This window comes from Mesorhizobium sp. RSR565B (assembly GCF_054719465.1).
In genome coordinates this window covers 4,984,696-5,005,832 of the sequence record NZ_JBTTIE010000001.1, presented here as the reverse complement: position 1 = coordinate 5,005,832, position 21,137 = coordinate 4,984,696, and the positions used below count along the sequence as shown (strand labels likewise).

24 protein-coding genes and 1 tRNA gene are annotated in these 21,137 nt (G+C 63.1%); 11 read left to right on the top strand and 14 right to left on the bottom strand.

What is annotated here, in order from left to right; all coding sequences use genetic code 11:
- Window positions 1-6 precede the first annotated feature (6 nt).
- From blaOXA to ACYG9R_RS23980, 3 genes are all read right to left on the bottom strand, one after another.
- Window positions 7-822, bottom strand: coding sequence for a class D beta-lactamase (gene blaOXA / locus ACYG9R_RS23990; RefSeq protein ID WP_023695454.1), 816 nt, complete (start codon window positions 820-822; stop codon window positions 7-9).
- A 158-nt stretch (window positions 823-980) separates the two neighbouring features.
- Window positions 981-1,349, bottom strand: coding sequence for a membrane protein insertion efficiency factor YidD (gene yidD, locus ACYG9R_RS23985; RefSeq protein ID WP_023822994.1), 369 nt, complete (start codon window positions 1,347-1,349; stop codon window positions 981-983).
- 120 nt (window positions 1,350-1,469) lie between these two features.
- Window positions 1,470-1,628 carry a hypothetical protein gene (locus tag ACYG9R_RS23980; RefSeq protein WP_023667618.1) on the bottom strand — a complete coding sequence of 53 codons (159 nt, stop codon included), beginning with the start codon at window positions 1,626-1,628 and terminating at the stop codon, window positions 1,470-1,472.
- Between the two features lie 94 nt (window positions 1,629-1,722).
- Here ACYG9R_RS23980 and ACYG9R_RS23975 point away from each other — a divergent pair, with 94 nt between their 5' ends.
- Window positions 1,723-2,640 (top strand): LysR substrate-binding domain-containing protein, encoded by a 918-nt coding sequence (locus ACYG9R_RS23975; RefSeq protein ID WP_023667619.1) that lies wholly within the window; start codon window positions 1,723-1,725, stop codon window positions 2,638-2,640.
- Between the two features lie 27 nt (window positions 2,641-2,667).
- On the opposite strand, the gene ACYG9R_RS23970 is transcribed toward ACYG9R_RS23975, so the two are convergent.
- The gene (locus ACYG9R_RS23970) at window positions 2,668-3,060 is read right to left on the bottom strand and encodes a hypothetical protein (RefSeq protein WP_155923149.1); all 393 of its coding nucleotides are present in this window, start codon (window positions 3,058-3,060) and stop codon (window positions 2,668-2,670) included.
- Window positions 3,061-3,100: 40 nt separating this feature from the next.
- Entirely contained in the window at window positions 3,101-3,547 is a 447-nt protein-coding gene (locus tag ACYG9R_RS23965) for an iron-sulfur cluster assembly scaffold protein (protein WP_023691130.1), read from the bottom strand.
- 241 nt (window positions 3,548-3,788) lie between these two features.
- Between ACYG9R_RS23965 and folE the strand changes: the two genes are divergently transcribed.
- From folE to ACYG9R_RS23950, 3 genes are all read left to right on the top strand, one after another.
- A complete protein-coding gene (gene folE, locus ACYG9R_RS23960; protein WP_023667622.1) occupies window positions 3,789-4,424 on the top strand; it encodes a GTP cyclohydrolase I FolE in 636 nt (211 codons plus the stop codon).
- A gap of 35 nt (window positions 4,425-4,459) precedes the next feature.
- The gene (hisI, locus tag ACYG9R_RS23955; RefSeq protein WP_023695458.1) at window positions 4,460-4,918 is read left to right on the top strand and encodes a phosphoribosyl-AMP cyclohydrolase; all 459 of its coding nucleotides are present in this window, start codon (window positions 4,460-4,462) and stop codon (window positions 4,916-4,918) included.
- A gap of 84 nt (window positions 4,919-5,002) precedes the next feature.
- Window positions 5,003-5,974 carry a patatin family protein gene (locus ACYG9R_RS23950; RefSeq protein ID WP_023667624.1) on the top strand — a complete coding sequence of 324 codons (972 nt, stop codon included), beginning with the start codon at window positions 5,003-5,005 and terminating at the stop codon, window positions 5,972-5,974.
- A 15-nt stretch (window positions 5,975-5,989) separates the two neighbouring features.
- Here the strand turns inward: ACYG9R_RS23950 and recJ are convergent, their stop codons facing one another.
- The 4 genes from recJ to ACYG9R_RS23930 form a co-directional block, all read right to left on the bottom strand.
- Window positions 5,990-7,774, bottom strand: a complete 1,785-nt coding sequence (gene recJ, locus ACYG9R_RS23945; protein ID WP_023822995.1) for a single-stranded-DNA-specific exonuclease RecJ — start codon at window positions 7,772-7,774, stop codon at window positions 5,990-5,992.
- 250 nt (window positions 7,775-8,024) lie between these two features.
- On the bottom strand, window positions 8,025-9,338 hold the full coding sequence (locus ACYG9R_RS23940) for a homoserine dehydrogenase (protein WP_023822996.1): 1,314 nt from the start codon (window positions 9,336-9,338) through the stop codon (window positions 8,025-8,027).
- 50 nt (window positions 9,339-9,388) lie between these two features.
- On the bottom strand, window positions 9,389-10,606 hold the full coding sequence (locus ACYG9R_RS23935; RefSeq protein WP_023681615.1) for an LL-diaminopimelate aminotransferase: 1,218 nt from the start codon (window positions 10,604-10,606) through the stop codon (window positions 9,389-9,391).
- Window positions 10,607-10,696: 90 nt separating this feature from the next.
- Complete coding sequence (locus tag ACYG9R_RS23930; protein WP_023667627.1) at window positions 10,697-11,107, bottom strand: hypothetical protein; 411 nt, start codon at window positions 11,105-11,107, stop codon at window positions 10,697-10,699.
- A 97-nt stretch (window positions 11,108-11,204) separates the two neighbouring features.
- Between ACYG9R_RS23930 and phaC the strand changes: the two genes are divergently transcribed.
- The 3 genes from phaC (at window position 11,205) to ACYG9R_RS23915 (ending at window position 14,929) form a co-directional block, all read left to right on the top strand.
- Complete coding sequence (gene phaC / locus ACYG9R_RS23925; RefSeq protein ID WP_023691127.1) at window positions 11,205-13,040, top strand: class I poly(R)-hydroxyalkanoic acid synthase; 1,836 nt, start codon at window positions 11,205-11,207, stop codon at window positions 13,038-13,040.
- Between the two features lie 360 nt (window positions 13,041-13,400).
- Window positions 13,401-14,522, top strand: coding sequence for a D-Ala-D-Ala carboxypeptidase family metallohydrolase (locus ACYG9R_RS23920; protein WP_245259993.1), 1,122 nt, complete (start codon window positions 13,401-13,403; stop codon window positions 14,520-14,522).
- Window positions 14,523-14,854: 332 nt separating this feature from the next.
- Window positions 14,855-14,929: transfer RNA gene (locus ACYG9R_RS23915), tRNA-Glu, on the top strand.
- A gap of 143 nt (window positions 14,930-15,072) precedes the next feature.
- Here ACYG9R_RS23915 and ACYG9R_RS23910 read toward each other — a convergent pair.
- The 3 genes from ACYG9R_RS23910 to ACYG9R_RS23900 form a co-directional block, all read right to left on the bottom strand.
- The gene (locus ACYG9R_RS23910) at window positions 15,073-15,741 is read right to left on the bottom strand and encodes a DUF2161 domain-containing phosphodiesterase (protein ID WP_023688243.1); all 669 of its coding nucleotides are present in this window, start codon (window positions 15,739-15,741) and stop codon (window positions 15,073-15,075) included.
- 335 nt (window positions 15,742-16,076) lie between these two features.
- Window positions 16,077-16,352, bottom strand: a complete 276-nt coding sequence (locus tag ACYG9R_RS23905) for a DUF6074 family protein (RefSeq protein ID WP_023691124.1) — start codon at window positions 16,350-16,352, stop codon at window positions 16,077-16,079.
- Between the two features lie 146 nt (window positions 16,353-16,498).
- Entirely contained in the window at window positions 16,499-16,795 is a 297-nt protein-coding gene (locus tag ACYG9R_RS23900) for a DUF982 domain-containing protein (RefSeq protein WP_023688240.1), read from the bottom strand.
- 279 nt (window positions 16,796-17,074) lie between these two features.
- Between ACYG9R_RS23900 and map the strand changes: the two genes are divergently transcribed.
- The 3 genes from map (at window position 17,075) to ACYG9R_RS23885 (ending at window position 19,384) form a co-directional block, all read left to right on the top strand.
- On the top strand, window positions 17,075-17,908 hold the full coding sequence (gene map, locus ACYG9R_RS23895; RefSeq protein WP_023681623.1) for a type I methionyl aminopeptidase: 834 nt from the start codon (window positions 17,075-17,077) through the stop codon (window positions 17,906-17,908).
- A gap of 113 nt (window positions 17,909-18,021) precedes the next feature.
- The gene (gene radC / locus ACYG9R_RS23890) at window positions 18,022-18,789 is read left to right on the top strand and encodes a RadC family protein (RefSeq protein WP_023822997.1); all 768 of its coding nucleotides are present in this window, start codon (window positions 18,022-18,024) and stop codon (window positions 18,787-18,789) included.
- Between the two features lie 196 nt (window positions 18,790-18,985).
- Window positions 18,986-19,384, top strand: a complete 399-nt coding sequence (locus ACYG9R_RS23885) for a RidA family protein (RefSeq protein WP_023681625.1) — start codon at window positions 18,986-18,988, stop codon at window positions 19,382-19,384.
- A gap of 88 nt (window positions 19,385-19,472) precedes the next feature.
- Here ACYG9R_RS23885 and ACYG9R_RS23880 read toward each other — a convergent pair whose 3' ends face one another.
- A complete protein-coding gene (locus tag ACYG9R_RS23880; RefSeq protein ID WP_023822998.1) occupies window positions 19,473-19,679 on the bottom strand; it encodes a hypothetical protein in 207 nt (68 codons plus the stop codon).
- Here ACYG9R_RS23880 and ACYG9R_RS23875 point away from each other — a divergent pair.
- A complete protein-coding gene (locus ACYG9R_RS23875; protein WP_081726775.1) occupies window positions 19,642-20,175 on the top strand; it encodes an isochorismatase family protein in 534 nt (177 codons plus the stop codon). The genes ACYG9R_RS23880 and ACYG9R_RS23875 overlap by 38 nt on opposite strands.
- Window positions 20,176-20,200: 25 nt before the next feature.
- On the opposite strand, the gene ACYG9R_RS23870 is transcribed toward ACYG9R_RS23875, so the two are convergent.
- A complete protein-coding gene (locus tag ACYG9R_RS23870) occupies window positions 20,201-21,115 on the bottom strand; it encodes a LysR family transcriptional regulator (RefSeq protein ID WP_023823000.1) in 915 nt (304 codons plus the stop codon).
- Window positions 21,116-21,137 lie beyond the last annotated feature (22 nt).

The following is a 21,137-nucleotide window of genomic DNA, read 5'->3' as shown; positions in this document are numbered from 1 at the left end:
GCAAGTTCACTTCACCAGTTGCGGCAACTCCCTCAGTAACGCCGCGCGTGTCGCCGGGCCTTTCGGCATGTCGATCGGCTTGGTGTCGACGACCAGCCGGGCGAAGACGATCCGGCGGCCGCCCTTTTCGGCCCAGCCGACGAACCAGCCCAGCGCGCGCTTGTCCTTGCTGTTTCCCAGCCTGGTGCTGCCGGTCTTGCCCCGCACCGTCCAGCCGCCGGCCTGGAAAGTCGGCAGGATGGCTCGGGTCATCTCATGCGCCTTGGCAGAAACCGGCATCTTGCCGGCGAGCAGCTGGCGCAGGAAGGCTGTCTGTTCGACCGGCGATATCTCAAGCGAGGAATTTATCCAGGATTGCGTGAGCCCGTTGTCCTTGTCGGCATCGCCCGAGACATCCATGTTGCCGTAGCCGAATTTCGAGACGTAGAGGGCAAAGCTTTTTGCGCCGAGCCGGCGCACGATCTCGCGCGAATACCATACGATCGAGTCGCGCTCCCAGATCGTCGGGTCGACGGCCTTGTGGTCGCGCTTCACGGCGTTGAACTCAGGCTTGTAGTCCCAGCTCGGTGTATGCGCGTCGCTGAGGACACCGCTGTCGTAGCCGATCAGCGCCAGCGGCACCTTGAAGGTCGACGCCGGGCTGACGCGTTGGTCGCAGACGCCGCTTTGATAGAGCGTCTCGCCGCTCGCCGCGTCCTGGATAAGCGTGCAGGCGAAATCGCCAAGCGGCGCCGATTGCGCCCGCATCGGAAATCCCAGAAACCAGGCCAGCAGGAAGAGGACCGCGGCAATGATGAAGGGATGGGTTTCGATCCGACGCATGTGGGCTCTCCTGGGAATGAACAGGAGGCGCTTAGCGAAGTGTCTTGGCTCGATTTTGACTCAAATGCGCAGTCTTTGTGCAGGCCGTTGTTAACCCTACCGGATCGTAAAGAAATGCCGCCCTGGCGATCTATATCAGGGACCCAGCGCGTCCGCCGTCAGGCCTCGCCGCGCTTCCTGCCGATCTGCCAATAACGCCATGGCGTGAACCAGACGTAGCTCGGAGCGAGCACCTCCGGCACGCGGTCGACACCATGCGTTCCGAACGGCCCGCAGCGCAGCACGCGAAAAAGCCCCATCCAGCCGCCGGCCCACAGGCCATGGCGGGCGATTGCCTCATGCGCGTATTCGGAACAGGTCGGCAGATGCCGGCAGGAATTGCCGACAAATCCGGACAGCGTCAGTTGATAGAGGCGCACCAGCGACGTGCCGAAAATGCGGCCGGGTGTTTTGCGCCAGGGACCGGGCCAGTTGCGCCCGCGCCGGGTCCGTCCGGCGGCATGCACATGCCGATGCTGGTCGCCCACCGCAGTCTCTTTCCGAACGCGACCCCGAAACCGGCTTCCGGGTCAGCTTGCGTTTCCAAACCGATAGATGTGAGCTTCGGCCGGCAAACGCAATCCTCTTCACTCGCCTCTTTGTCGGCTTCAGGGTCGCGAGCGGCGAAAGGGATGCCGCTCCGCTGGAGCCGCCCAGCGGGTGGCCGGCCTTTGCTCGGTGCGCTGCACATGATGCTGCCTGTCGCCACGCCATTGAAACGTCGCGATCCGCATCACATCGCCAAAGATTTCCAGAAACTGGATCATGTCCGTGTCTCCTCTAAGAGCGGATTAGACGCCCGCTGGCCTTCGCCTTCAAACGAGTATAATTTCCGGTTCGGATAACTTCGGGTTATGCGAAATGAAGCGCGGACGGTTGCCCCTGACGGCGTTGCGAAGTTTCGAGGCAGCCGGCCGGCAATTGAGCTTTAGCCGGGCCGCCGAGGAGCTGTTCGTCTCGCAGGCCGCCATCAGTCGGCAGATCCGCGAACTCGAGCAGTTCCTGCACCAGCCCTTGTTCCACCGTCATCACCGCCGCGTCGAGTTGACCGAGGCCGGCCAGCGCCTGCTCGATCAGCTGGTCAGGAGTTTCGATGACATCGACAGGCTGCTTTCGGACCTGGTGGCTGTTCCGGCGCAGTCGGTGGTCCGCGTCAGTGTCGAGCCGTCGCTGGCCTCGGTATGGCTGTTGCCGCGGCTCAACCGCTTCAGCCAGTTGCGGCCCGATATCGACGTTTCCCTCGAAGTTGACCCAAGGCCGATCGAGTTCCGCAGCGATCAGCCCGAACTCGCCTTGCGCTTCAGCGCGCGCGCCACCTCATGGCCGCGCAGCGAGGCCGAATGGCTAGCCTCGACCGTCGATTCACCGGTCCTGTCGCCGGCCTTGCTGGGATCGGGCCCTGCCCTCGAAAAGCCGCTCGACCTTGCCCGCTACACGCTGTTGCACGAGGAAAATCGTCAGGGCTGGGCGCGCTGGTTCGAAGCGGCTGGCGTCGCCGCCGACGCCATTCCGGCGCGCGGCCCTATGCTGGCGGATGTGTCGCTGTCGAAGCAGGCCGCCCTGCTCGGCCACGGCGTGGCGCTGGGCGACCTCTTGCAGATCGGCGAGGAGATTGCGTCCGGCGCGCTGATCAAGCCGTTCGACATCGACGTCGCATCCGGCGCCTACTGGCTGGTGGCCAGGAGTTTGAAGGACCTGCCGGAGCCGGCTAAGGCCTTTGCCGACTGGGTGAGAAGCGAATTTGCCGAAAGCAGACGGGCGCAGGAACAGCAGACCTAAGCCGTCGTGCTTCTTAAGCCCTCGGTTCTATTTCTGCTGCGCGCCGGATGACATCACTCGGCCGTCGAAATTGACCGTCGTCTCGCGCCAAGCCTGGTAGCTATCGGCATAAATCGCAAGGCCAATGAAGGGCGCACAACGGGTAATCGCCCGAACTGCGCTGTCATCGAACTTCTTGCCCTGTGGTTCTGTTGCAAGATTGAGTACCTTCGGCGGCGCCGCCAGCGAACCATCCCGGTTAAAGCTGATTTTGACGCGTGTGGCCACAAGTTCGTCGCCGACGGGGATAATCCAGCAGCCAGCCAGCTTGTCAGCGAGGTAGGCGGCAGCCTTCTGCTGCGAGGCGTTTTCTGCGCCGGCAGCATAGCCACTCGTGACCAGCGAAACCACAAGGCCCGAAGCCACCATCAACCAATGCAAACACTTCCTCCGTCATGTCCTGCGCGAAGCCCGCGCTATGTCACGCTGCTTCTTCTGCGCGTTTCTTCTCGATTTGACCGATGGCATCGACGACCGCATCGAAGGTCAGCATGGTCGAGGCATGGCGCGCCTTGTAGTCGCGCACCGGCTCCAGATATCTCAGATCGGCAAAGCGGCCTTGCGGCGGCGCGCCATTTTCCTTGAGCATCTTCAGCATGGTGTCGCGCACCGCCCGCAATTCGTCGGCGCTGGCGCCGATGACATGTTGAGCCATGATCGAGGACGAGGCCTGGCCGAGCGCGCAGGCCTTCACGTCATGCGCGAAATCGGTGACGACGCCATTGTCCATCTTGAGGTCGATGGTCACCGTCGAGCCGCACAATTTGGAATGGGCCTTGGCCGTCGCATCCGGATGATCGAGCCGGCCGACGCGGGCGATGTTTCCGGCAAATCCCAGAATTTTCGCATTGTAGACGTCGTCAATCATATTTTTCCAATCCGTCGCCGCCAAGCGAACAGCGATTGCCGTTGTACCGTCTTTCATTCGCTGCGTACGACCATATATAATGGTGGCAGTCGGGTATCGACAAGGCAACGCAAAGCCATCGTCCTTGCCCATTTCGTTCACGCCGCTTGCGGGCTGGAAACCGGGCGAGTTTTCAGCACCCGAAAGGTCGTGGTCCGTTCAACTCGTTCCTCCTGAGAGAGGAACTACGGGAGACGCCTTTATGGATGCCGTCATCAAGAAAATAATGCCCCCTTCCGACTATCTGGACAAGCCGGTCACCGACAGGCCGAGCGAAGCCGAGGTCGAGGCCGCCGTGCGCACGCTGTTGCGCTGGACCGGCGACAATCCGGACCGCGAGGGCCTGATCGACACGCCCAAGCGCGTCACCAAGGCCTTTCTCGAAATGTTCAACGGCTATGACATGTGCCCGGCCGAAGAGCTCGGCCGCACTTTCGAGGAAGTCGCCGGCTATGACGATCTCGTCATCGTCAGGGACATCCAGTTCCACTCGCATTGCGAGCACCACATGGTGCCGATCATCGGCAAGGCGCATGTCGGCTACCTCCCGGATGGCAAGGTCGTCGGCCTGTCCAAGATCGCCCGTGTGGTCGATATCTTCGCCCATCGCCTGCAGACTCAGGAGGCCATGACCGCACAGATCGCCGGCGTCATCCAGGACGTGCTCAATCCGCGCGGTGTCGCCGTCATGATCGAGGCCGAGCATATGTGCATGGCCATGCGCGGCATCCGCAAGCAGGGCTCCACCACGCTGACCTCGACCTTCACCGGCGTGTTCAAGGACACGCCCGAGGAACAGGTCCGTTTCGTCACCATGGTGCGCGGCCTCGGGGCGTAAGCCTCTCGCCGGCATCGCTAGATCAAGGACCGGCGATGTCGGCACTAACATTTCCCAAGGCTCCATCAGACAAGAAGGCTCTCGAAGAAGGCGCGGTGTTTTCCCCGCGCTTCGATGCTGCCGGGCTGGTCACCGTCGTCGTCACCGACGCCGCTGACGGTATGCTGCTGATGGTCGCGCATATGAATGCCGAGGCGCTGGCGCTGACGCTCGAAACCGGCATCGCGCACTACTGGTCGCGCTCGCGCAGCACGCTGTGGAAGAAGGGCGAAACATCAGGCAATTTTCAGACCGTCGTCGAGATGCTCACGGATTGTGACCAGGACGCCATATGGTTGCGCGTCAAAGTGTTGGGCCACGACGCAACTTGTCACACCGGCCGGCGTTCATGTTTTTATCGGACGGTGGGGCTAATCGGCGGCAAGGCAACGCTTGCCGACGATGGCAGCACGCCGCTGTTCGATGCGGAAAAAACCTATCGGAAGCCCGCGTGAACCATTCAACAGTCGCAAACCACTCATATTCACTATTCTCAAACGTCCTTCCTGTAGAACGGACGCGGGACAAGGGAGATCATGATGCTCGAGTGGGCGTCATTGCGTAGCAGACCGGACGTGCGGGAGGCCAATGGCCCCTCATCGTCCGGCGGGGTGCCTGACCCGCAACCCGCGGGCAAGACAGGCATTTCGCTCGCGCTGGGCGGCGGCTGCGCACGCGGCTGGGCGCACATTGGCGTGCTGCGCGCGCTCGACGAAGCCGGCATCGAAGTCTCAATGATCGCCGGCACCTCGATCGGCGCGCTGGTTGGCGGCTGCTATCTCGCCGGCAAGCTGGACGAACTCGAGGAGTTCGCCCGCAGCCTGACCAAGCGGCGCATCTTCGGCCTGCTCGATCTCAATCTGCGCGGCAGCGGCCTGTTCGGCGGCATGAAACTGGACGTCAGGCTGCGCGAGCACATGGCAGGCATCCGCTTCGAGGATCTGACGAAACCCTTCGTCGCCGTTGGCGCCGAAATTCGCACCGGCCATGAGATCTGGCTGTCCAGCGGTTCGCTGATCACCGCGATGCGGGCTTCCTATGCGCTGCCCGGCGTGTTCGAACCGGTGAATTGCAACGGCCGCATTCTGGTCGACGGCGCGCTGGTCAACCCGGTTCCGGTTTCGGTCTGCCGCGCCTACGAGCAGCCGCTGGTCGTCGCGGTCAACCTTCACTACGATCTGTTCGGCCGCGCCGCCGTCATCAAGCACAGCGCCGGCGAACTGCTCATCGAGAAGGACGCGCCCCGGCCAGGCCAGGCCAGCCCCGACCACCAGCCGCACCAGAGCCGTCTCGGCATCACCGGCGTCATGGTCGAAGCTTTCAACATCATCCAGGACCGGATTTCACGCGCAAGGCTGGCGGGCGATCCGCCCGACATGTCGCTGCAACCGAAACTCAGCCATATCGGCTTGACCGAATTCCACCGCGCGGATGAGGCGATCAGCGTCGGTTACCAGGCGACGATGGCGCAGATCAGCGAGTTGAAGCGGCTGCAGACGGTTCTCGCTTAAACCAATTCGGCAATGTCAGGCTTTGGCTGCATCGGTGATGCGGAACTGCACCGTGCGGTTGCCGTTCCAATAATTCCCCGACAGCGAGCCGGCTACATGGATCGTGTTGCCCCTGTTCTTGAACAGGAATTCGCCCAGCGCGGTATCGACGGATCGAAAGGCGATGCCCTGGATGCGGCCGCCGCTTTCCGACTGCAGATCGGCCCGGATGTGGTTGGTGCCGACGGCCCGCGCGTCGGCCAGCCGATGGCGCGGCAGCGCGAACACCGGCGCGACATGGCCGGCGCCGAAAGGCCCGGCCTTTTCCAGTGCATCGAGCAAAGCAATCGTCGCGCCCTCGGCGGCGAGCGCGCCGTCGACGGCCAGACTTTCTTCGTCCTGCAGCCGGAACACTTCGGCCGCCGCGCGCTCCTCGAAGAAAGCACGGAGTTCGCCGAGCTTGGCGCGTTCCACCGTGATGCCGGCGGCCATGCCGTGGCCGCCGCCCTTGTCGATCAGCCCGGCATCGGCGGCTGCGCGCACCAGCCGTCCGAGATCGAAGCCCGACACCGAACGGCCGGAGCCGGTGCCGATGCCATTGGCGTTGAAGGCGATGGCGAAGGCCGGCCGCCGCGCATGGTCCTTCAGCCGCGAGGCGATCAAGCCGACAATGCCGGGATGCCAATTGGTGCTGGCGGTGACGATGATGGCCGGCCCGTTGCCGCCGGCAAGTTCGGCGTCAGCCTCGGCGCGCGCCGCTGCCAGCATCTCCAGCTCCATCTGCTGGCGTTCCTGGTTGAGCCGGTCGAGTGTCTCGGCAATGGTCCTGGCCTCAACCGGATCGTCGGTGGCGAGCAGCCGGCTGCCAAGTGCTGCATCGCCGATGCGGCCGCCGGCATTGATGCGCGGCCCAATCAGATAGGCGAGATGAAAGGTGCTTATCGGCTCACCAATGCGGGACACCCGCGCCAGTGTGGCGAGCCCCTCATTCTTCTGCTGCCGCGCCATCTGTAGTCCCTTGACGACGAAAGCGCGGTTCACGCCGATGAGCGGCACCACATCGCAAACCGTGGCCAGCGCCGCCAAGTCGAGCAACGACAACAGGTCCGGTGGCGCTGCGTCGGGCAATCGGCTGCGCAGGACCCTCGCCGTCTGCACCAGAGTGAGGAAGACGACACCGGCGGCGCACAGATGGCCTTGCCCGGAAAGGTCGTCCTCGCGATTGGGATTGACGACCGCGGTCGCCTCCGGTAGCGGGCCGCCGACCTGATGGTGGTCGAGCACCACCACATCGGCGCCTGCGGCCTTGGCGGCATCAATGGAGACAGCGCTGTTGGTGCCGCAATCGACGGTGACGATCAGCGTCGCGCCGCGCGAGACCAGTTCGCGCATAGCCTCCGGATTGGGGCCGTAGCCCTCGAAGATGCGGTCGGGAATGTAGATCTCCGAAGGCACCAAGAAATGCGTCAGGAAGCGTTTGAGCAACGCCGAAGAGGCGGCGCCGTCGACATCGTAGTCGCCGAAGATTGCCACCTTCTCCTTGGCCATGACCGCTTCGGCGATGCGGGTCGCAGCCTTGCCCATGTCGGTCAGCGAAGCCGGATCCGGCAACAGATTGCGGATCGTCGGATCGAGGAAGCGCTCGGCCTGGTCCGCGGTGACGCCGCGCCCGGCGAGCACGCGCGCCACAATGTCGGGCACGCCGTGGCCCTGCGCTATGGCGAGCGCAGTCATGTCCTGCCGCTCGCTCAACCGGTGTTCCCAGGAAACACCGGTCGCCGACTGCCTGACATCGAGGAAGAAGCGTTTGTCGCCCGTCATAGGAGGCGTAATCTATAGATTGTCATTTCCGGCAATATGCGACGGCTAAACAGGAAAGTCTCAAAACTTTTCCACATCCTGGTGACGCGCCTTGATCTCGCGGCTCACGCCTCCGCCAGAGCCCGATGATGATTGGTGGGTTCGACCTGAAATCTCAATCCGGCTCCAAATCAAAGAGATAGAGCATTATGGCGTCTGAACCACTTTTCAGCAGCAGCATCAATCGGTTAAAGGAGAAAAATGACTTGGCCTAGCCCGCACGCTCGATGCGGATAACCTGCGGCTTGTCTGTGAGGTGGCCGTCCTTGGTGATGCCGTCGACAGCCTTGCGCACCGCTGCTTCCGTCGTCTCGTGGGTGACCAGGATCACCGTCTTTTGCGCGTCCGTCTCGCCGCTGACGGCATGCTGGACGATCGATTCCAGCGAAATGTCGTTGTCCGCCATGCGCTTGGCGATCGCGGCGAAGACGCCGATGCGGTCGTGCACGGTCAGCCGGATGAAATAGCCGCCGGCATGGCTGCGCATCTGGGCCTTCTTGTAGGGGCGCAGTTCCTTGGCCGGCAGGCCGAACACCGGACCGTGCTGGAAGCCCGGCCGGCTCTTTGCGATGTCGGCGATATCGCCGACCACGGCGGACGCGGTGGCGTTGCCGCCGGCGCCCGGGCCGGAGAGCAGCAGTTCGCCCAGAATGTCGGTTTCGATGGCCACCGCATTGGTAACGCCATGCACCTGTGCGATCACCGACGCGGTCGGCACCATGGTCGGGTGCACACGCTGCTCGATGCCGCTGTCGGTGCGCTGCGCGACGCCGAGCAATTTTATCCGGTAGCCAAGGTCGCCCGCGGCGCGGATATCGGCCTGGCTGATATTGGAAATGCCTTCCATGTAGATGTCATTGGCGGCGATCCTGGTGCCGAAGGCCAGGCTGGTCAGGATCGACAATTTATGCGCCGTGTCATGGCCCTCGATATCGAAAGTCGGATCGGCTTCGGCGTAGCCCAGCCGTTGCGCGTCCTTCAGGCACTCGTCGAAGGAGATGCCCTCGGCCTCCATGCGGGTCAGGATGTAGTTGCAGGTGCCGTTGAGGATGCCGAAAACGCGAGTGACCGAATTGCCGGCCATCGCCTCGCGCATCGTCTTGATGACCGGGATGCCGCCGGCAACTGCCGCCTCGTAGTTGAGCAGCACGCCCTTCTTCTCGGCGATTTCGGCAAGCGCCACGCCGTGCTTGGCCAACAGCGCCTTGTTGGCGGTGACGACATGACGTCCGGCTTCAAGTGCTGCCTTGACCGACGCGCGCGCTGCCCCTTCGTCGCCGCCGATCAGTTCGACGAAGAGGTCGATATCGGCGGTCTGCGCCATCTTGATCGGATCGTCGAACCATTTGGCGGCGCTGAGGTCGACGCCACGGTCGCGCTTGGGATCGCGCGCGGAAACGGTCGTGACGATGACATCGCGTCCGCACTGGCGCGTCAGCTCCGCTGCCTTGTCGCGCAGCACGCGCGCCACCGAGGCGCCAACCGTACCCAGACCCGCAATTCCAACACGCAACGCTTCAGCCATGCCCGGCGACGCCCCTCAAAAAATCTGCTCGAATAAGATGTGCGGCGACTTTAGCGATGCGCGGCGAGCGGCACCACATTGTTCGGCTGCTTGGCGCTGGACGCCAGGAAGCGCTTGATGTTGCGCGCCGCCTGCCGGATCCGGTGCTCGTTCTCGACCAGCGCGATGCGGACATGATCGTCGCCATGCTCGCCAAAGCCGATGCCCGGCGCCACCGCCACGTCGGCGTGCTCGATCAGGAGCTTGGAAAACTCAAGCGAGCCGAGATGCTTGAACGGCTCCGGGATCGGCGCCCAGGCGAACATCGAGGCAGCCGGTGCCGGAATGGTCCAGCCGGCGCGGCTGAAGGCGTCGACCATGACGTCGCGGCGCTTCAAATAGACCTCGCGCACTTCGGCGATGTCGGCGCCGTCGCCATTCAGCGCATGCGCCGCCGCCACCTGGATCGGCGTGAAGGCGCCGTAGTCGAGATAGGACTTCACCCGCGTCAACGCCGAGATCAGCCGCTCATTGCCGACGGCAAAGCCCATGCGCCAGCCGGGCATGGAGAAGGTCTTCGACATCGAGGTGAACTCGACGCAGACATCGATGGCGCCCGGCACTTGCAGCACCGAAGGCGGCGGATTGCCGTCGAAATAGATCTCCGAATAGGCAAGGTCCGACAGGATGATGATGTCGTTCTTCTTGGCGAAGGCGACCACGTCCTTGTAGAAATCGAGCGAGGCGACCAGCGCCGTCGGGTTCGACGGATAGTTGAGGATCAATGCCAGTGGCTTCGGGATCGAATGACGGACACCGCGCTCGAGCGCCGGGATGAAGCCGTCATCCGGTTCGACCTGCAGCGAACGGATGACGCCGCCCGACATGATGAAGCCGAAAGCATGGATCGGATAGGTCGGGTTGGGGCACAGGATCACGTCGCCCGGCGCGGTGATCGCCTGCGCCATATTGGCGAAGCCTTCCTTCGAACCGAGCGTCGCCACCACCTGCGTGTCGGGATTGAGCTTCACGCCGAAACGGCGCTGATAATAGGCGGCCTGGGCGCGGCGCAGACCTGGGATGCCGCGCGAGGAGGAATAGCGATGCGTGCGCGGATCGCGCACCACTTCGCACAATTTGTCGACGATCGCCTTCGGAGTCGGCAGGTCGGGATTGCCCATGCCAAGGTCGATAATGTCAGCGCCGCGCGAACGGGCGCTGGCCTTCAGCCGGTTGACCTGCTCGAACACGTAGGGCGGAAGCCGGCGGACCTTGTGAAATTCTTCCATGTCAGTTCCAGACGATTTAAGATTGGCTTCAGCACAGTTGGCTTGGCTAGGCGCCCTTGGCAAAGACCGCTTTCGGCGCGCGATATAGCCTTATTTGCAGGTAGGGTCGAGGGCGGGATCGCATTTGGCTTCGATCTGCTTCAGCGTGTCCTTGCCATGGTTCTTCGCCAGCGAATTCAGCGCCGCCGGGCTGGTGGACGGGGCACCGCCGCCGCCCTTGGCCACTTGCCCCTGCTGTTCGCCCTTCAACTGGGCAAGCTTGGCCTGCGTCTCCTCAGGGGTGAGTTGCTTTGCCGCCACCTGCGGTGGGATGTTGAGATTGGGATAAGAGCCGGTGTCCTGCGCGCCCTGGGTCAGGCCGACATTCATCCCGTTGCCGGTGTTGGCGCTCGTGCAGCCACTTGCCGCCAGCAGCCCTGGCGCCAGACAGGCGATTGCAACCGCGATGCGGCAAAAGCGGCCTGCCCCCGAAAAAATGGTCTCGCCGGTGTTAATCGTCATATTGTTTTCCTGGCAGCCGGGGTACAGCGCATTGGACCCGGTCAGATGTCCCATGATAATATGTCAAGAAAACGCCTCGGGAGGAACCCCGCGAGCCATGTCCAAAACACCTGATTCGAGCAAAGCGGAAGATGATCAATCTTCGACCGTCGAGCAATATCTGGTGAAAGACCCGGAACGCTTCGCGTTGAACATGGCGCGCATGGTCGAGCAGGCCGGCAAAGCCGCCTCCGCCTGGGCCGAGCCGCGCGAAAAGGGCGAGGTGCGCGATCATGTCGCCGAACCCGTGGTCGACATGGTAAAAACCTTTTCCAAGCTCAGCGAATATTGGCTGGCCGACCCGCAACGCGCGCTGGAAGCGCAGACGCGACTGTTCGCCGGCTACATGACGGTCTGGGGCAACGCCATCCAGAAGGTTAGCCCGAATGCCGAGGCGCCCGAAGATGCGGTCAAGCCCGAGCGCGGCGACAAGCGTTTTCAAGACCCCGAATGGGGTCGCAACGCTTTCTTCGATTTCCTCAAACAGGCCTATCTCGTCACCTCGCGCTGGGCGGCCGACCTGGTCGAGCACGCCGAAGGCCTCGACGATCACACCCGCCATAAGGCCAGCTTCTACGTCAAGCAGGTGTCCAATGCCATCTCGCCGTCGAACTTCATCCTGACCAATCCGGAGCTGTTTCGAGAAACCGTTGCCTCGAATGGCGAAAATCTGGTGCGCGGCATGAAGATGCTGGCCGAAGACATCGCCGCCGGCAAGGGCGACCTGAAGCTGAGACAAGCTGACTATTCGCCCTTCGAGATCGGCAAGAACGTCGCGACATCTCCCGGCAAGGTGGTCGGGCGCAGCGATGTCGCCGAAATCATCCAGTACGATCCGACGACGGAGACGGTGCTCAAGCGCCCGCTGCTGATCTGCCCGCCCTGGATCAACAAGTTCTACATCCTCGATCTCAACCCGCAAAAGTCCTTCATCCGCTGGGCGATCGAGCAAGGCCATACCGTGTTCGTCATCTCCTGGATCAATCCCGACGAGCGGCACGGCGCCAAGGGCTGGGAAGCTTACATACGGGAAGGCCTGCAATACGGCCTCGACACGATCGAGAAGGCGACCGGCGAGAAAGAGGTCAACGCCATCGGCTATTGCGTCGGCGGCACGCTGCTGGCGGCCGCACTCGCACTGCTGGCACAGGAAGGCGACAACCGCATCAAATCGGCGACCTTCTTCACCACGCAGGTCGACTTCACCCATGCCGGCGACCTGAAAGTCTTCGTCGACGAGGACCAGGTGGCAGCGGTCGAGAAATCGATGAACGAAAAGGGCTACCTCGACGGCACCAAGATGGCGACCGCCTTCAACATGCTGCGCTCGGGCGACCTGATCTGGCCTTATGTCATCAACAATTACATGCGCGGCAAGGATCCCCTTCCCTTCGACCTGCTCTACTGGAACGCCGATTCCACCCGCATGGCGGCCGCCAACCACTCCTTCTACCTGCGCAACTGTTATCTCGAGAACAATCTGACTCGTGGCGTGATGGAACTCGCCGGCCGCACTGTGTCGCTGGCCGACGTCACCATCCCGGTTTACAACCTGGCGTCGAAGGAAGATCACATCGCGCCGGCCCTTTCGGTGTTTCTCGGCTCGCAATATTTCGGCGGCGACGTCGAGTTTGTGATGGCTGGTTCCGGCCACATTGCCGGTGTGGTCAACCCGCCGGCAGCCAAGAAATACCAGTACTGGACCGGCGGCAAACCGACAGGCGATTTTGGCCAGTGGCTCGCCTCCGCGGTGGAGCATCCCGGCTCCTGGTGGACGCACTGGCAGCACTGGATCGAAACCCAGGACGACACCCTCGTTCCGGCCCGCAAACCGGGCAAGCATATGAAAACCCTGGGTGATGCCCCCGGCACCTATGTGAAGGTGCGCGTGTAACGGCCGGCACCTTTTGCAGGTGCCTGTGTGTAACGGAATGTAATGTCTGGTGAGTTGACGAGCCGGCAAAACGGGGCGAAATGGTGTCGTCAACCTTCAAGAAGCCTCAATTGGCCTCCAACGAGCAAATAATTCAGAGGCTTGCAGAATTGACACAAGTCTCGTTTCCGGTTTGGGAACACAAGGTTATTGGATGTGAACGTTTCGACGCCGCACCAATAGCAGGCCGACCGGACACCGAGGGGGAATTTAGTTTTGAAATCAGCAGGATCGCGTCTCGCGGGGAGAGAAGGTCGCACTATAGCGGCAGCGCTTTTCTCCGTGCTTCTGGCGTCCTGCACCTCCGCCGGCGACCCCACAATGTCCGTCGGCATGCCTGGCTACAACGCGACCGCTTCTGACATCGCCGCGGCTTCCGGCGCCAGCCCTGCGGCGCCGGGCGATTCGACCGTGCAGGTCACATCCACCGGGCCGCAGATGATGATGACGGCAGCGGGCGATGCGACACTGCCCGAGCAGGTCGCCTATGTGCCGGTGGCCAAGCCCGGCACCGGCTTCCCGGTCAATGTTCCCGCCGGCTCCGAAACCATTGTCGGCCAGACGCCGCAGTCGCTGCAGCAGTCAGCACAGACCGCGGCCGCAACGGACGCCGTGGCGCAGAAGATCGCCGCCGCCGATGCCGGCGTGACCGCACCGAAAGCGACGGCAGCGGCACCCGCGACCAACGAGGTCTACGTGACCGCCGCGCCCCAGCAGATCGACACGCCGAAGAAGGGCTTCCTGGCCTCACTGTTCAGCACCACGCCAACCTCGGCGGCACCTGCTCCGCTGGTCAACTCGCGCTCGGGCGAACAGCCTGCGGTTGCTTCCCAGAAGGCCGTCCCGGCAAAGCCGATCATCACGCTAGCGTCAGCCAATTCCGCCGACAAGCCCTTGCAGCTTGCCTCGCTTGGCAACGAGAGCAACCACATCACCGGCAGCGATGCCTTGCCCGGCGTGCGCCAGACGGCGCTGTTCGAGATCAAGCGCAAATCCGGCCTCGACGACGAAAGCGACGTCGACCTGAACGAGGACGAGGGTTCGGGCGGCGCCTATCAGGTGGCCTCCGCCGCCGGCCTCGCCCGGCTGGCGCCCAATGGCCTGTTGAAGCAAAACGAGAGCGTCGACGTCGCCTGCCTGAAGCCGTCGCTGGTGCGTGTGCTGAAGACCATCGAAGGCCATTACGGCCGCAAGATGATGGTCACATCAGGCTACCGCGACCCGGCCCGCAACCGCCGCGCCAACGGCGCCAAGAATTCGCTGCACATGTATTGCGCCGCCGCCGACATCCAGGTTCCCGGCGTCTCGAAATGGGAACTGGCGAGCTACATCCGAACGATGCCCGGCCGCGGCGGCGTCGGCACCTACTGCCATACCGAATCCGTTCACGTCGACGTCGGCCCCGAGCGCGACTGGAATTGGCGCTGCCGCCGGCGGGGGTAGCATCCCCATTCGGCAAACGGGCCGAGCGGCCGTTAGCAGCCTGCCGTTTTTCCCGATTAGCTATCAGCGACGTTCGAGATTAGCCGAGGCACCCGCGACTTCGTCATCCTATGGCGAAGCAAGGCGCGCAGCGACGCAGCGCAGACCATAGGATGACGACTGCGCGGGGCGTTCAGGCTAATCTCCAAAGATGTGCAATGACGCGAGGGCAGAAAACCTGGGCTGGCTCACCAAACTGGCCCTTTTCGCCCCTCTTGAAAAAAGTTTCCGCATCTGGCGGCTGATGGGTTGCCGGTTGGCAACAACGCAATTATAAGCCGCTTCGTCTGAGCGCGCCCATCGTCTAGCGGTTAGGACACCGCCCTTTCACGGCGGTAACAGGGGTTCGATTCCCCTTGGGCGTACCAGATCTTTCAGGAAAACAAGAAGCCTCGCGGCAGCCGCCGAACTAGCAGCGGCTGGAACGGTGGCGCGGCGCATCGGTGAACCGGCGCACGCGCTGCCGTGCCGAGATTTCCCCTGGCGCCTGCTCGCGGCAATCTCCGGCCACTCATCCCTGGTCGTGCGCTACCTGCGGCCAGCGCTGTAACGCCGCGTGGCCACCCTCGGTCAGCGCGTAGACGCCGCGCTCGGCCCTGGCGAACCAGCCATAGACATTGTCCAATAGGATGCTGGCCGCGCGCGGCGAAATCGCTTTCAGATCGCGCGGGCGTTTCGGCCCGTCGGTCATGGCTGCGGCGCAGGCCAGCGCATCCTGCCGGTAGGCCGTCATGATCGGGGCTCGCGAGCCACCGCCGACCACCGGATCGCCGCGCCGGCGCCGGTGTTCCTCCATCAGCCGCGAGCGCCGCTTTGGATCGCGACGCGGCGGCAGAGCGGCCGGGCTGAGCAGCAATTCGACCTCCCCCTTGCCGCTGACAGCCAGAAGCCCGAAGCCGAGCCGCCGGCACAGCGCGCGAAAACGGCGGTCGTGCTCGCGGCCTTTGCCACGCGCCGACATGCGCGCGGCCAGCCACACTTCGTCGCATGCCGCCGCGCGATCGACACCTTGCAGCACCAGTTCGAGGTTGAACTGCAATTTCAGTTCGCAGATGACCAGCACAGGCGGCTCGCCGTCGCGCACCGCCACGATATCGCAGTGGCCGACTTCGCCCTTCACCGTGAATTCCAGGCTCTCGAGAAACCGCTTCACCGGGATGTAGAGAGACGTTTCCTGCATCGCGCAGGCATAGCCGATTCGGATCGGGTCGGCACAGGGATCGCCGAGAGGCCGACGCCTTGCGCTAAACCGCGTCGATCCCACCATCTGCAAAAGCCATCCGTCAGGCAGGTTCTCCGGCGTGATGGTCCCGCCATAGCGCTCGACGATTTCCTTGGCGATGACCGACGTCGCCAGGGCCGAGCGCGACCAGTATTTCATCGCCTGTCTCGCGTTCAACAAGGCGCTCGCCGTGGCTGGGACGGCACGATCGACAGCGCAAGGCCCGAGATCGTCGACGCCAAGACCGGTCCACGGTTAGCCACAGTGAGCGCGTGTCGGTGCTCTGTACGAAGCTAGAGGCGGGTGCGCGTCCGGCGCTGCCCTGGTGCGGCATCGTCCGCCTTGAAATGCATCTCGTCCTGGACCGCGGCAAAAAACCGGCGGACATCGTTGGCCGCCGAAGCCGCATCGCAGCCGGCCGCGACCGCCTTGTCGAGGAGTTCGCGCGCCGTGGCCTTCCAGAACGACGTGGCCGTGTCGCCGTGCAGTCTGCCCAGCCTTGCGGCGACCTCGCGCACCAGCACGGTCTGCCGATCTAGCGGGAAGGTACGCACATTGGCTGAAGACATGTTCTGCACCATGAAACCGACGCAACGAATCAGACGCTGCTCTATGGCTCATGCCTAGCTGTGAAGTCGGAAACGGAACCTTAACGCCGCGGAGTCCGCGCCGATTGGAACGAGTCGGTTGGCCGGCCTCCAGGCCAAGCAGAACTCTAGACCCTCAGGCCCCTCGCCTCGCCGGCGCGCTTGGCCGTAACCATCATGTCCCTGGCCAGCAGGCCACTGACCCGGCAAAACGCCATGAAGGCGCGCCATGCGTCCTCAGTCCTGACCACATCCACCGTGGCCCCGAAACAGGCGTTGAACGCCGCTTCATAGACCTTGCCCTGTCGCTTCTTTGGCCAGTCATGCAGGATATCCAGCGCCTGTTCGACGCTGTATATTTCCTCTACCGGCAGCCCGGGCGCGGGCGCGATGCGCACCGGCACCTCGAATTGCAATCTGTCCATTCTATATCTCCCGAACTGGCGTCGACCACAGCAACGCCGTTCGTCGTCAAAAGTTGCTTTGGCTGCTTTTGCGCGAAAATGTGTCGTCAGTGCGATCTCGGCATCCGGAGGAGATCGCGCACCTGGATGTCATCTGAGCGGCCGCGCAAGCCAGGAATATCGCCAGTATCAGTCCATTGCCGGCAGTTCTTCCTTGAACCTTGCGGCTTGCAGTGCCAAATCTGGGGAAATTTTCTAACGGGCTGATATGCGCCGCCCGCTTACAGGCAAACGGACACTATGGTCACCTATCTCGACGCCGCCACGGCACCCCTCAGGAACACCGGCCAGATCCGCCTCTACGGCGAAGAAGGATTTGCCGGCATGCGCAAGGCCTGCGATCTCACCGCGCGCTGCCTTGATGAACTGGTGCCGATGGTCCAGCCGGGTGTCACCACCGAGACCATCGACCGTTTCGTCTTCGAATTCGGCATGGACCAAGGCGCGCTACCGGCGACGCTCAACTACCGCGGCTACACCAAATCGTCCTGCACCTCGATCAACCACGTCGTCTGCCACGGCATTCCAGACAACAAGCCGTTGAAGGATGGCGACATCGTCAACATCGACGTCACCTACATCCTCGACGGCTGGCACGGCGATTCCTCGCGCATGTATCCCGTCGGCACCATCAAGCGCGCCGCCGAACGCCTGCTTGAAGTCACTCATGAGTGCCTGATGCGCGGAATCGCGGCGGTCCGGCCCGGCGCCCGCACCGGCGCCATCGGCGCCGCCATCCAGACCTATGCCGAGGCAGAGCGCTGCTCGGTGGTGCGCGATTTCTGCGGCCACGGCGTTGGCCAGCTGTTCCACGACGCACCCAACATCCTGCACTATGGCACCGCCTCGGAAGGCGTCGAGATGCGGCCGGGCATGATCTTCACCATCGAGCCCATGATCAATCTTGGCCGGCCGCATGTGAAAGTGCTGTCGGACGGCTGGACGGCGGTGACGCGCGACCGCTCGCTGTCGGCGCAGTACGAACACACGATCGGCGTCACCGAAACCGGCTGCGAGATTTTCACCCTGTCGCCAAACAAGCTCGACCGCCCCGGCCTGCCGCCGGTCAGCTGAAAACAAGATCGCCTCAAGCCGCAGCTTTGAGGCGCCGTCGCCGAAAAAACTCGACCGCGCGCTGCTTACCGCTCTAATCTGCCGTCGAAGCCTTCGGGGAGTGTGGGGGATGGATGGGGAACAGCGGTGACGACGAACGGGGGTTCTTCTCCGAGCGGTGGCTTGAACCACCGGCGAAGGACAAGGCACCAAGAGACAAATCGGCGGAGAAGCCACACTATCACGGCCATCGCGACCGTTTGCGCGAGCGCTTCGTTGCCGGCGGCGCGGACGCCCTGCCCGACTACGAACTTCTCGAACTGCTGCTGTTTCGCCTGATCCCGCGCGTCGACACCAAGCCGATCGCCAAGGCGCTCTTGGCGCGCTTCGGCACTTTTGGCGAAGTGCTTGGCGCACCGGTGGCGCTGCTGCAGGAGGTGAAGGGCATCGGCCCCGCCGTGGCGGTCGACCTGAAGGTGATTGCCGCTGCCGCGCAGCGCATGGCGCGGACCGAGGTTCGCGACCGCGAGGTGCTGTCCAACTGGACGCAGCTTCTCGCGTACTGCCGCTCGGCGATGGCGTTCGAGAACCGCGAACAGTTCCGCATCCTGTTTCTCGACAAGAAGAACGTGCTGATCGCCGACGAGGTACAGCAGGTCGGCACCGTGGACCACACGCCGGTCTATCCGCGCGAAGTGGTCAAGCGCGCGCTGGAACTATCGGCCAGCGCCGTCATCCTGGTGCATAACCACCCTTCCGGCGATCCGACACCATCGCGTGCGGACATCGAAATGACCAAGCAGATCATCGACAGCGCCAAGCCGCTCGGCATCGCCGTCCACGACCACATCATCATCGGCAAGAAAGGCAATGCCTCGATGAAGGGCCTGCTGCTGATCTGAGCCCGACGCTCGCCGGCGCCGTCAACCCAAACGCACCGCTCGCGAGCCAATCAGCAACATTCCGCTTTGGCTCAAATGCCCACGGTTGCGGTGTAGAAGTGATATTGCGACGGAATCGCCCGCTTCGGCGACAATGTGGTAGACCCGCGAATACGAAGCAGCCAGTTCCCGACAGCCATTGCAGGAGATCTATTCAATGACGCTCGAATGCATAAATCCAAATGATCTGCCGATTCCGGAAATGTACTCCCAGGTCGTCGTTGCGACAGGAAGCAAGCTGGTGTTCGTCTCGGGCCAGCAGCCGGAAGACATACACGGCAAGCTCGTTGGCCATGGTGATTTCGCAGTCCAGGCGCGCCTGGCGTTCGGGAATCTTGGCCGTGCGCTTGCTGCCGCCGGCGCTCGGCCCGAGCAAGTCTGCAAGATCACGATCTACATCGTCGATTACAAACGCGACGAACACGTGCCGATCATCGAAGCGGCCCAGATCGAGCTGTTCGGCGATCACAAGCCGGCAAACGTGGTGGTCGGGATAGCAGTGATGTCTCCCGGCTACCTGATAGAGATCGATGCGATCGCGGTCATCGACCCGTAGGCCAAGCGAGGACGCGTCAAGTCGCCCAAACAAATCCCGGAACTCGCTGCGAGATTGCCACGACTTTGATCTCTCCATCCATCCACGATCACATCGTCATCGGCAGGAATTGCGATGTCTCGATGAAGAGCCTGCTGCTCACCTGATCAACGTCGGAAACAGGAAACGCGCAATGCCCCAGCCCGGCGACGAACCATGGCCGTTCGACAAGCAACGCGCAGCCCTCCTGGTCATCGACATGCAAAGCGACTTCGTCGATGAGGGCGCCGTCATGGAAGTGGCCATGGCCCGCCATCGCATTCCGGCGATGCGGCAGGTGGTCGAGCTTCCGCGCGCAAGGCGTCCCGGTGATCTACACCCAGCATGTGCTTAGCGACCATTTCGATATCTCGCCGCTGGAAACCGGCTATCAGCCGAAGCTGAAAACCAACGGAATGCGGGAAGGCAGCGCCGGCGCCGAAATCGTCGCCGCGCTTGCGCCCCTGCCGGGCGATGTCGTCATCAAGAAGCACCGCTACGATGCCTTCCACAACACGCAGATCGAGACGGTGTTGCGCAACATCCGTGGCGCAGGCCGGGTCGACACGGTGATCATCATCGGCACCGTGACCAGCATCTGCTGCGAATCCACCGCGCGGAGCGCCTTCATGCGTGACTACAAGGTGGCTTTCATCAGCGACGCCAACGGCGGACTGGACGAGCCATCGCACAATGCAACCCTCGACATCATAGGCAAGGTGTTCGGGCGCGTGATGACCGTCGCAGAGCTTGGGAGCTTGTTGCGGAGCTGAGCCCGCGCGTCAGCTGGCGTGCGTCTCAAGCTACGGCGCCGAGCCTGCCCTCAAGAAGGTCGCGCCGCTGCTGCAATTCGCCGGAGACGAATGTGGTGAAGGCGTGGACGCGCGCCGTGCGGCGCAAATCGTCGTGCACCAGCACCCACAGCGCCGAGCCAATCTCCTCGATCAGCCCTCCGACCCTTACAAGCCCGGGCAGGCTGTCGCCGAGATAACAGGGCAGCGCCGCAACCCCGATACCGGCGCCCGCCGCATGCGACATCGTCACCAGGGAATCGGCGCGCATGGCGATCTCGACATCGGGCAGCGACGACCGCATCCAGCGGGCGACGCCGGTGTTGGCTAGGCTGTCGTCGGGCGCGATCCAGCGCAGCGCACCCAATCTCGGCTCCGGGGGTAGCGTTTCGACGTAGGAACGTGTCGCGTAGGCGGCGAAGGCGACGCCCGAAATGCGCCGGCCCACCAGGATTTCCTGCGGTTGCGACACCGGCCTGATCGCCACGTCTGCATCCCTTTGCGTCAGGTTGGCGATGGAATTCTGCGTCATCGCCTCGACCCGTATGCCGGGATGGAGCTTATGAAACGCCCCCAGGATCGGCGGCAGCACCGACGCCATCAGCGTGTCGGTGGTGGTGACCCGCAACCTGCCTTCGAACCTGAGATCCTGCCCCGACAGTTTGCGCGCCAGTTCATTGACCGTCTCGGCCATTGTGCGTGCCGCGCCCAGCAGTTCCTCGCCGCCCGGGGTGAGGGCATAACCAGTCGGCAACCGATCGAAAAGGCGGATACCCAGCCGCGCCTCGAAGGCGTTGACGCGCCGCAGCACAGTCGTGTGGTTCACGCCCAGGATCCGAGCCGCCGCCGCTAGCGAAGCGCCATCGGCGACGGCCAGCACCATGCGCAGATCTTCCCAGTCGATATCGCGCGAGCTGTGCATTCTTGCAGAAAGATAAGAGAAA

Coding starts and splice junctions, on each gene's coding strand:
- ACYG9R_RS23965 (WP_023691130.1), bottom strand. CDS start 3,547: ATGATTGACGACGTCTACAATGCGAAAATTCTGGGATTTGCCGGAAAC.
- phaC (WP_023691127.1), top strand. CDS start 11,205: ATGTCCAAAACACCTGATTCGAGCAAAGCGGAAGATGATCAATCTTCG.
- ACYG9R_RS23880 (WP_023822998.1), bottom strand. CDS start 19,679: ATGGCGGGCCATGGCCACTTCCATGACGGCGCCCTCATCGACGAAGTC.
- ACYG9R_RS23950 (WP_023667624.1), top strand. CDS start 5,003: ATGCTCGAGTGGGCGTCATTGCGTAGCAGACCGGACGTGCGGGAGGCC.
- ACYG9R_RS23875 (WP_081726775.1), top strand. CDS start 19,642: ATGAGGGCGCCGTCATGGAAGTGGCCATGGCCCGCCATCGCATTCCGG.
- ACYG9R_RS23935 (WP_023681615.1), bottom strand. CDS start 10,606: ATGGAAGAATTTCACAAGGTCCGCCGGCTTCCGCCCTACGTGTTCGAG.
- folE (WP_023667622.1), top strand. CDS start 3,789: ATGGATGCCGTCATCAAGAAAATAATGCCCCCTTCCGACTATCTGGAC.
- ACYG9R_RS23975 (WP_023667619.1), top strand. CDS start 1,723: ATGAAGCGCGGACGGTTGCCCCTGACGGCGTTGCGAAGTTTCGAGGCA.
- ACYG9R_RS23910 (WP_023688243.1), bottom strand. CDS start 15,741: ATGCAGGAAACGTCTCTCTACATCCCGGTGAAGCGGTTTCTCGAGAGC.
- ACYG9R_RS23980 (WP_023667618.1), bottom strand. CDS start 1,628: ATGATCCAGTTTCTGGAAATCTTTGGCGATGTGATGCGGATCGCGACG.
- ACYG9R_RS23920 (WP_245259993.1), top strand. CDS start 13,401: ATGTCCGTCGGCATGCCTGGCTACAACGCGACCGCTTCTGACATCGCC.
- ACYG9R_RS23885 (WP_023681625.1), top strand. CDS start 18,986: ATGACGCTCGAATGCATAAATCCAAATGATCTGCCGATTCCGGAAATG.
- ACYG9R_RS23905 (WP_023691124.1), bottom strand. CDS start 16,352: ATGTCTTCAGCCAATGTGCGTACCTTCCCGCTAGATCGGCAGACCGTG.
- hisI (WP_023695458.1), top strand. CDS start 4,460: ATGTCGGCACTAACATTTCCCAAGGCTCCATCAGACAAGAAGGCTCTC.
- recJ (WP_023822995.1), bottom strand. CDS start 7,774: ATGACGGGCGACAAACGCTTCTTCCTCGATGTCAGGCAGTCGGCGACC.
- ACYG9R_RS23900 (WP_023688240.1), bottom strand. CDS start 16,795: ATGGACAGATTGCAATTCGAGGTGCCGGTGCGCATCGCGCCCGCGCCC.
- blaOXA (WP_023695454.1), bottom strand. CDS start 822: ATGCGTCGGATCGAAACCCATCCCTTCATCATTGCCGCGGTCCTCTTC.
- radC (WP_023822997.1), top strand. CDS start 18,022: ATGGGGAACAGCGGTGACGACGAACGGGGGTTCTTCTCCGAGCGGTGG.
- map (WP_023681623.1), top strand. CDS start 17,075: ATGGTCACCTATCTCGACGCCGCCACGGCACCCCTCAGGAACACCGGC.
- ACYG9R_RS23930 (WP_023667627.1), bottom strand. CDS start 11,107: ATGACGATTAACACCGGCGAGACCATTTTTTCGGGGGCAGGCCGCTTT.
- ACYG9R_RS23870 (WP_023823000.1), bottom strand. CDS start 21,115: ATGCACAGCTCGCGCGATATCGACTGGGAAGATCTGCGCATGGTGCTG.
- ACYG9R_RS23940 (WP_023822996.1), bottom strand. CDS start 9,338: ATGGCTGAAGCGTTGCGTGTTGGAATTGCGGGTCTGGGTACGGTTGGC.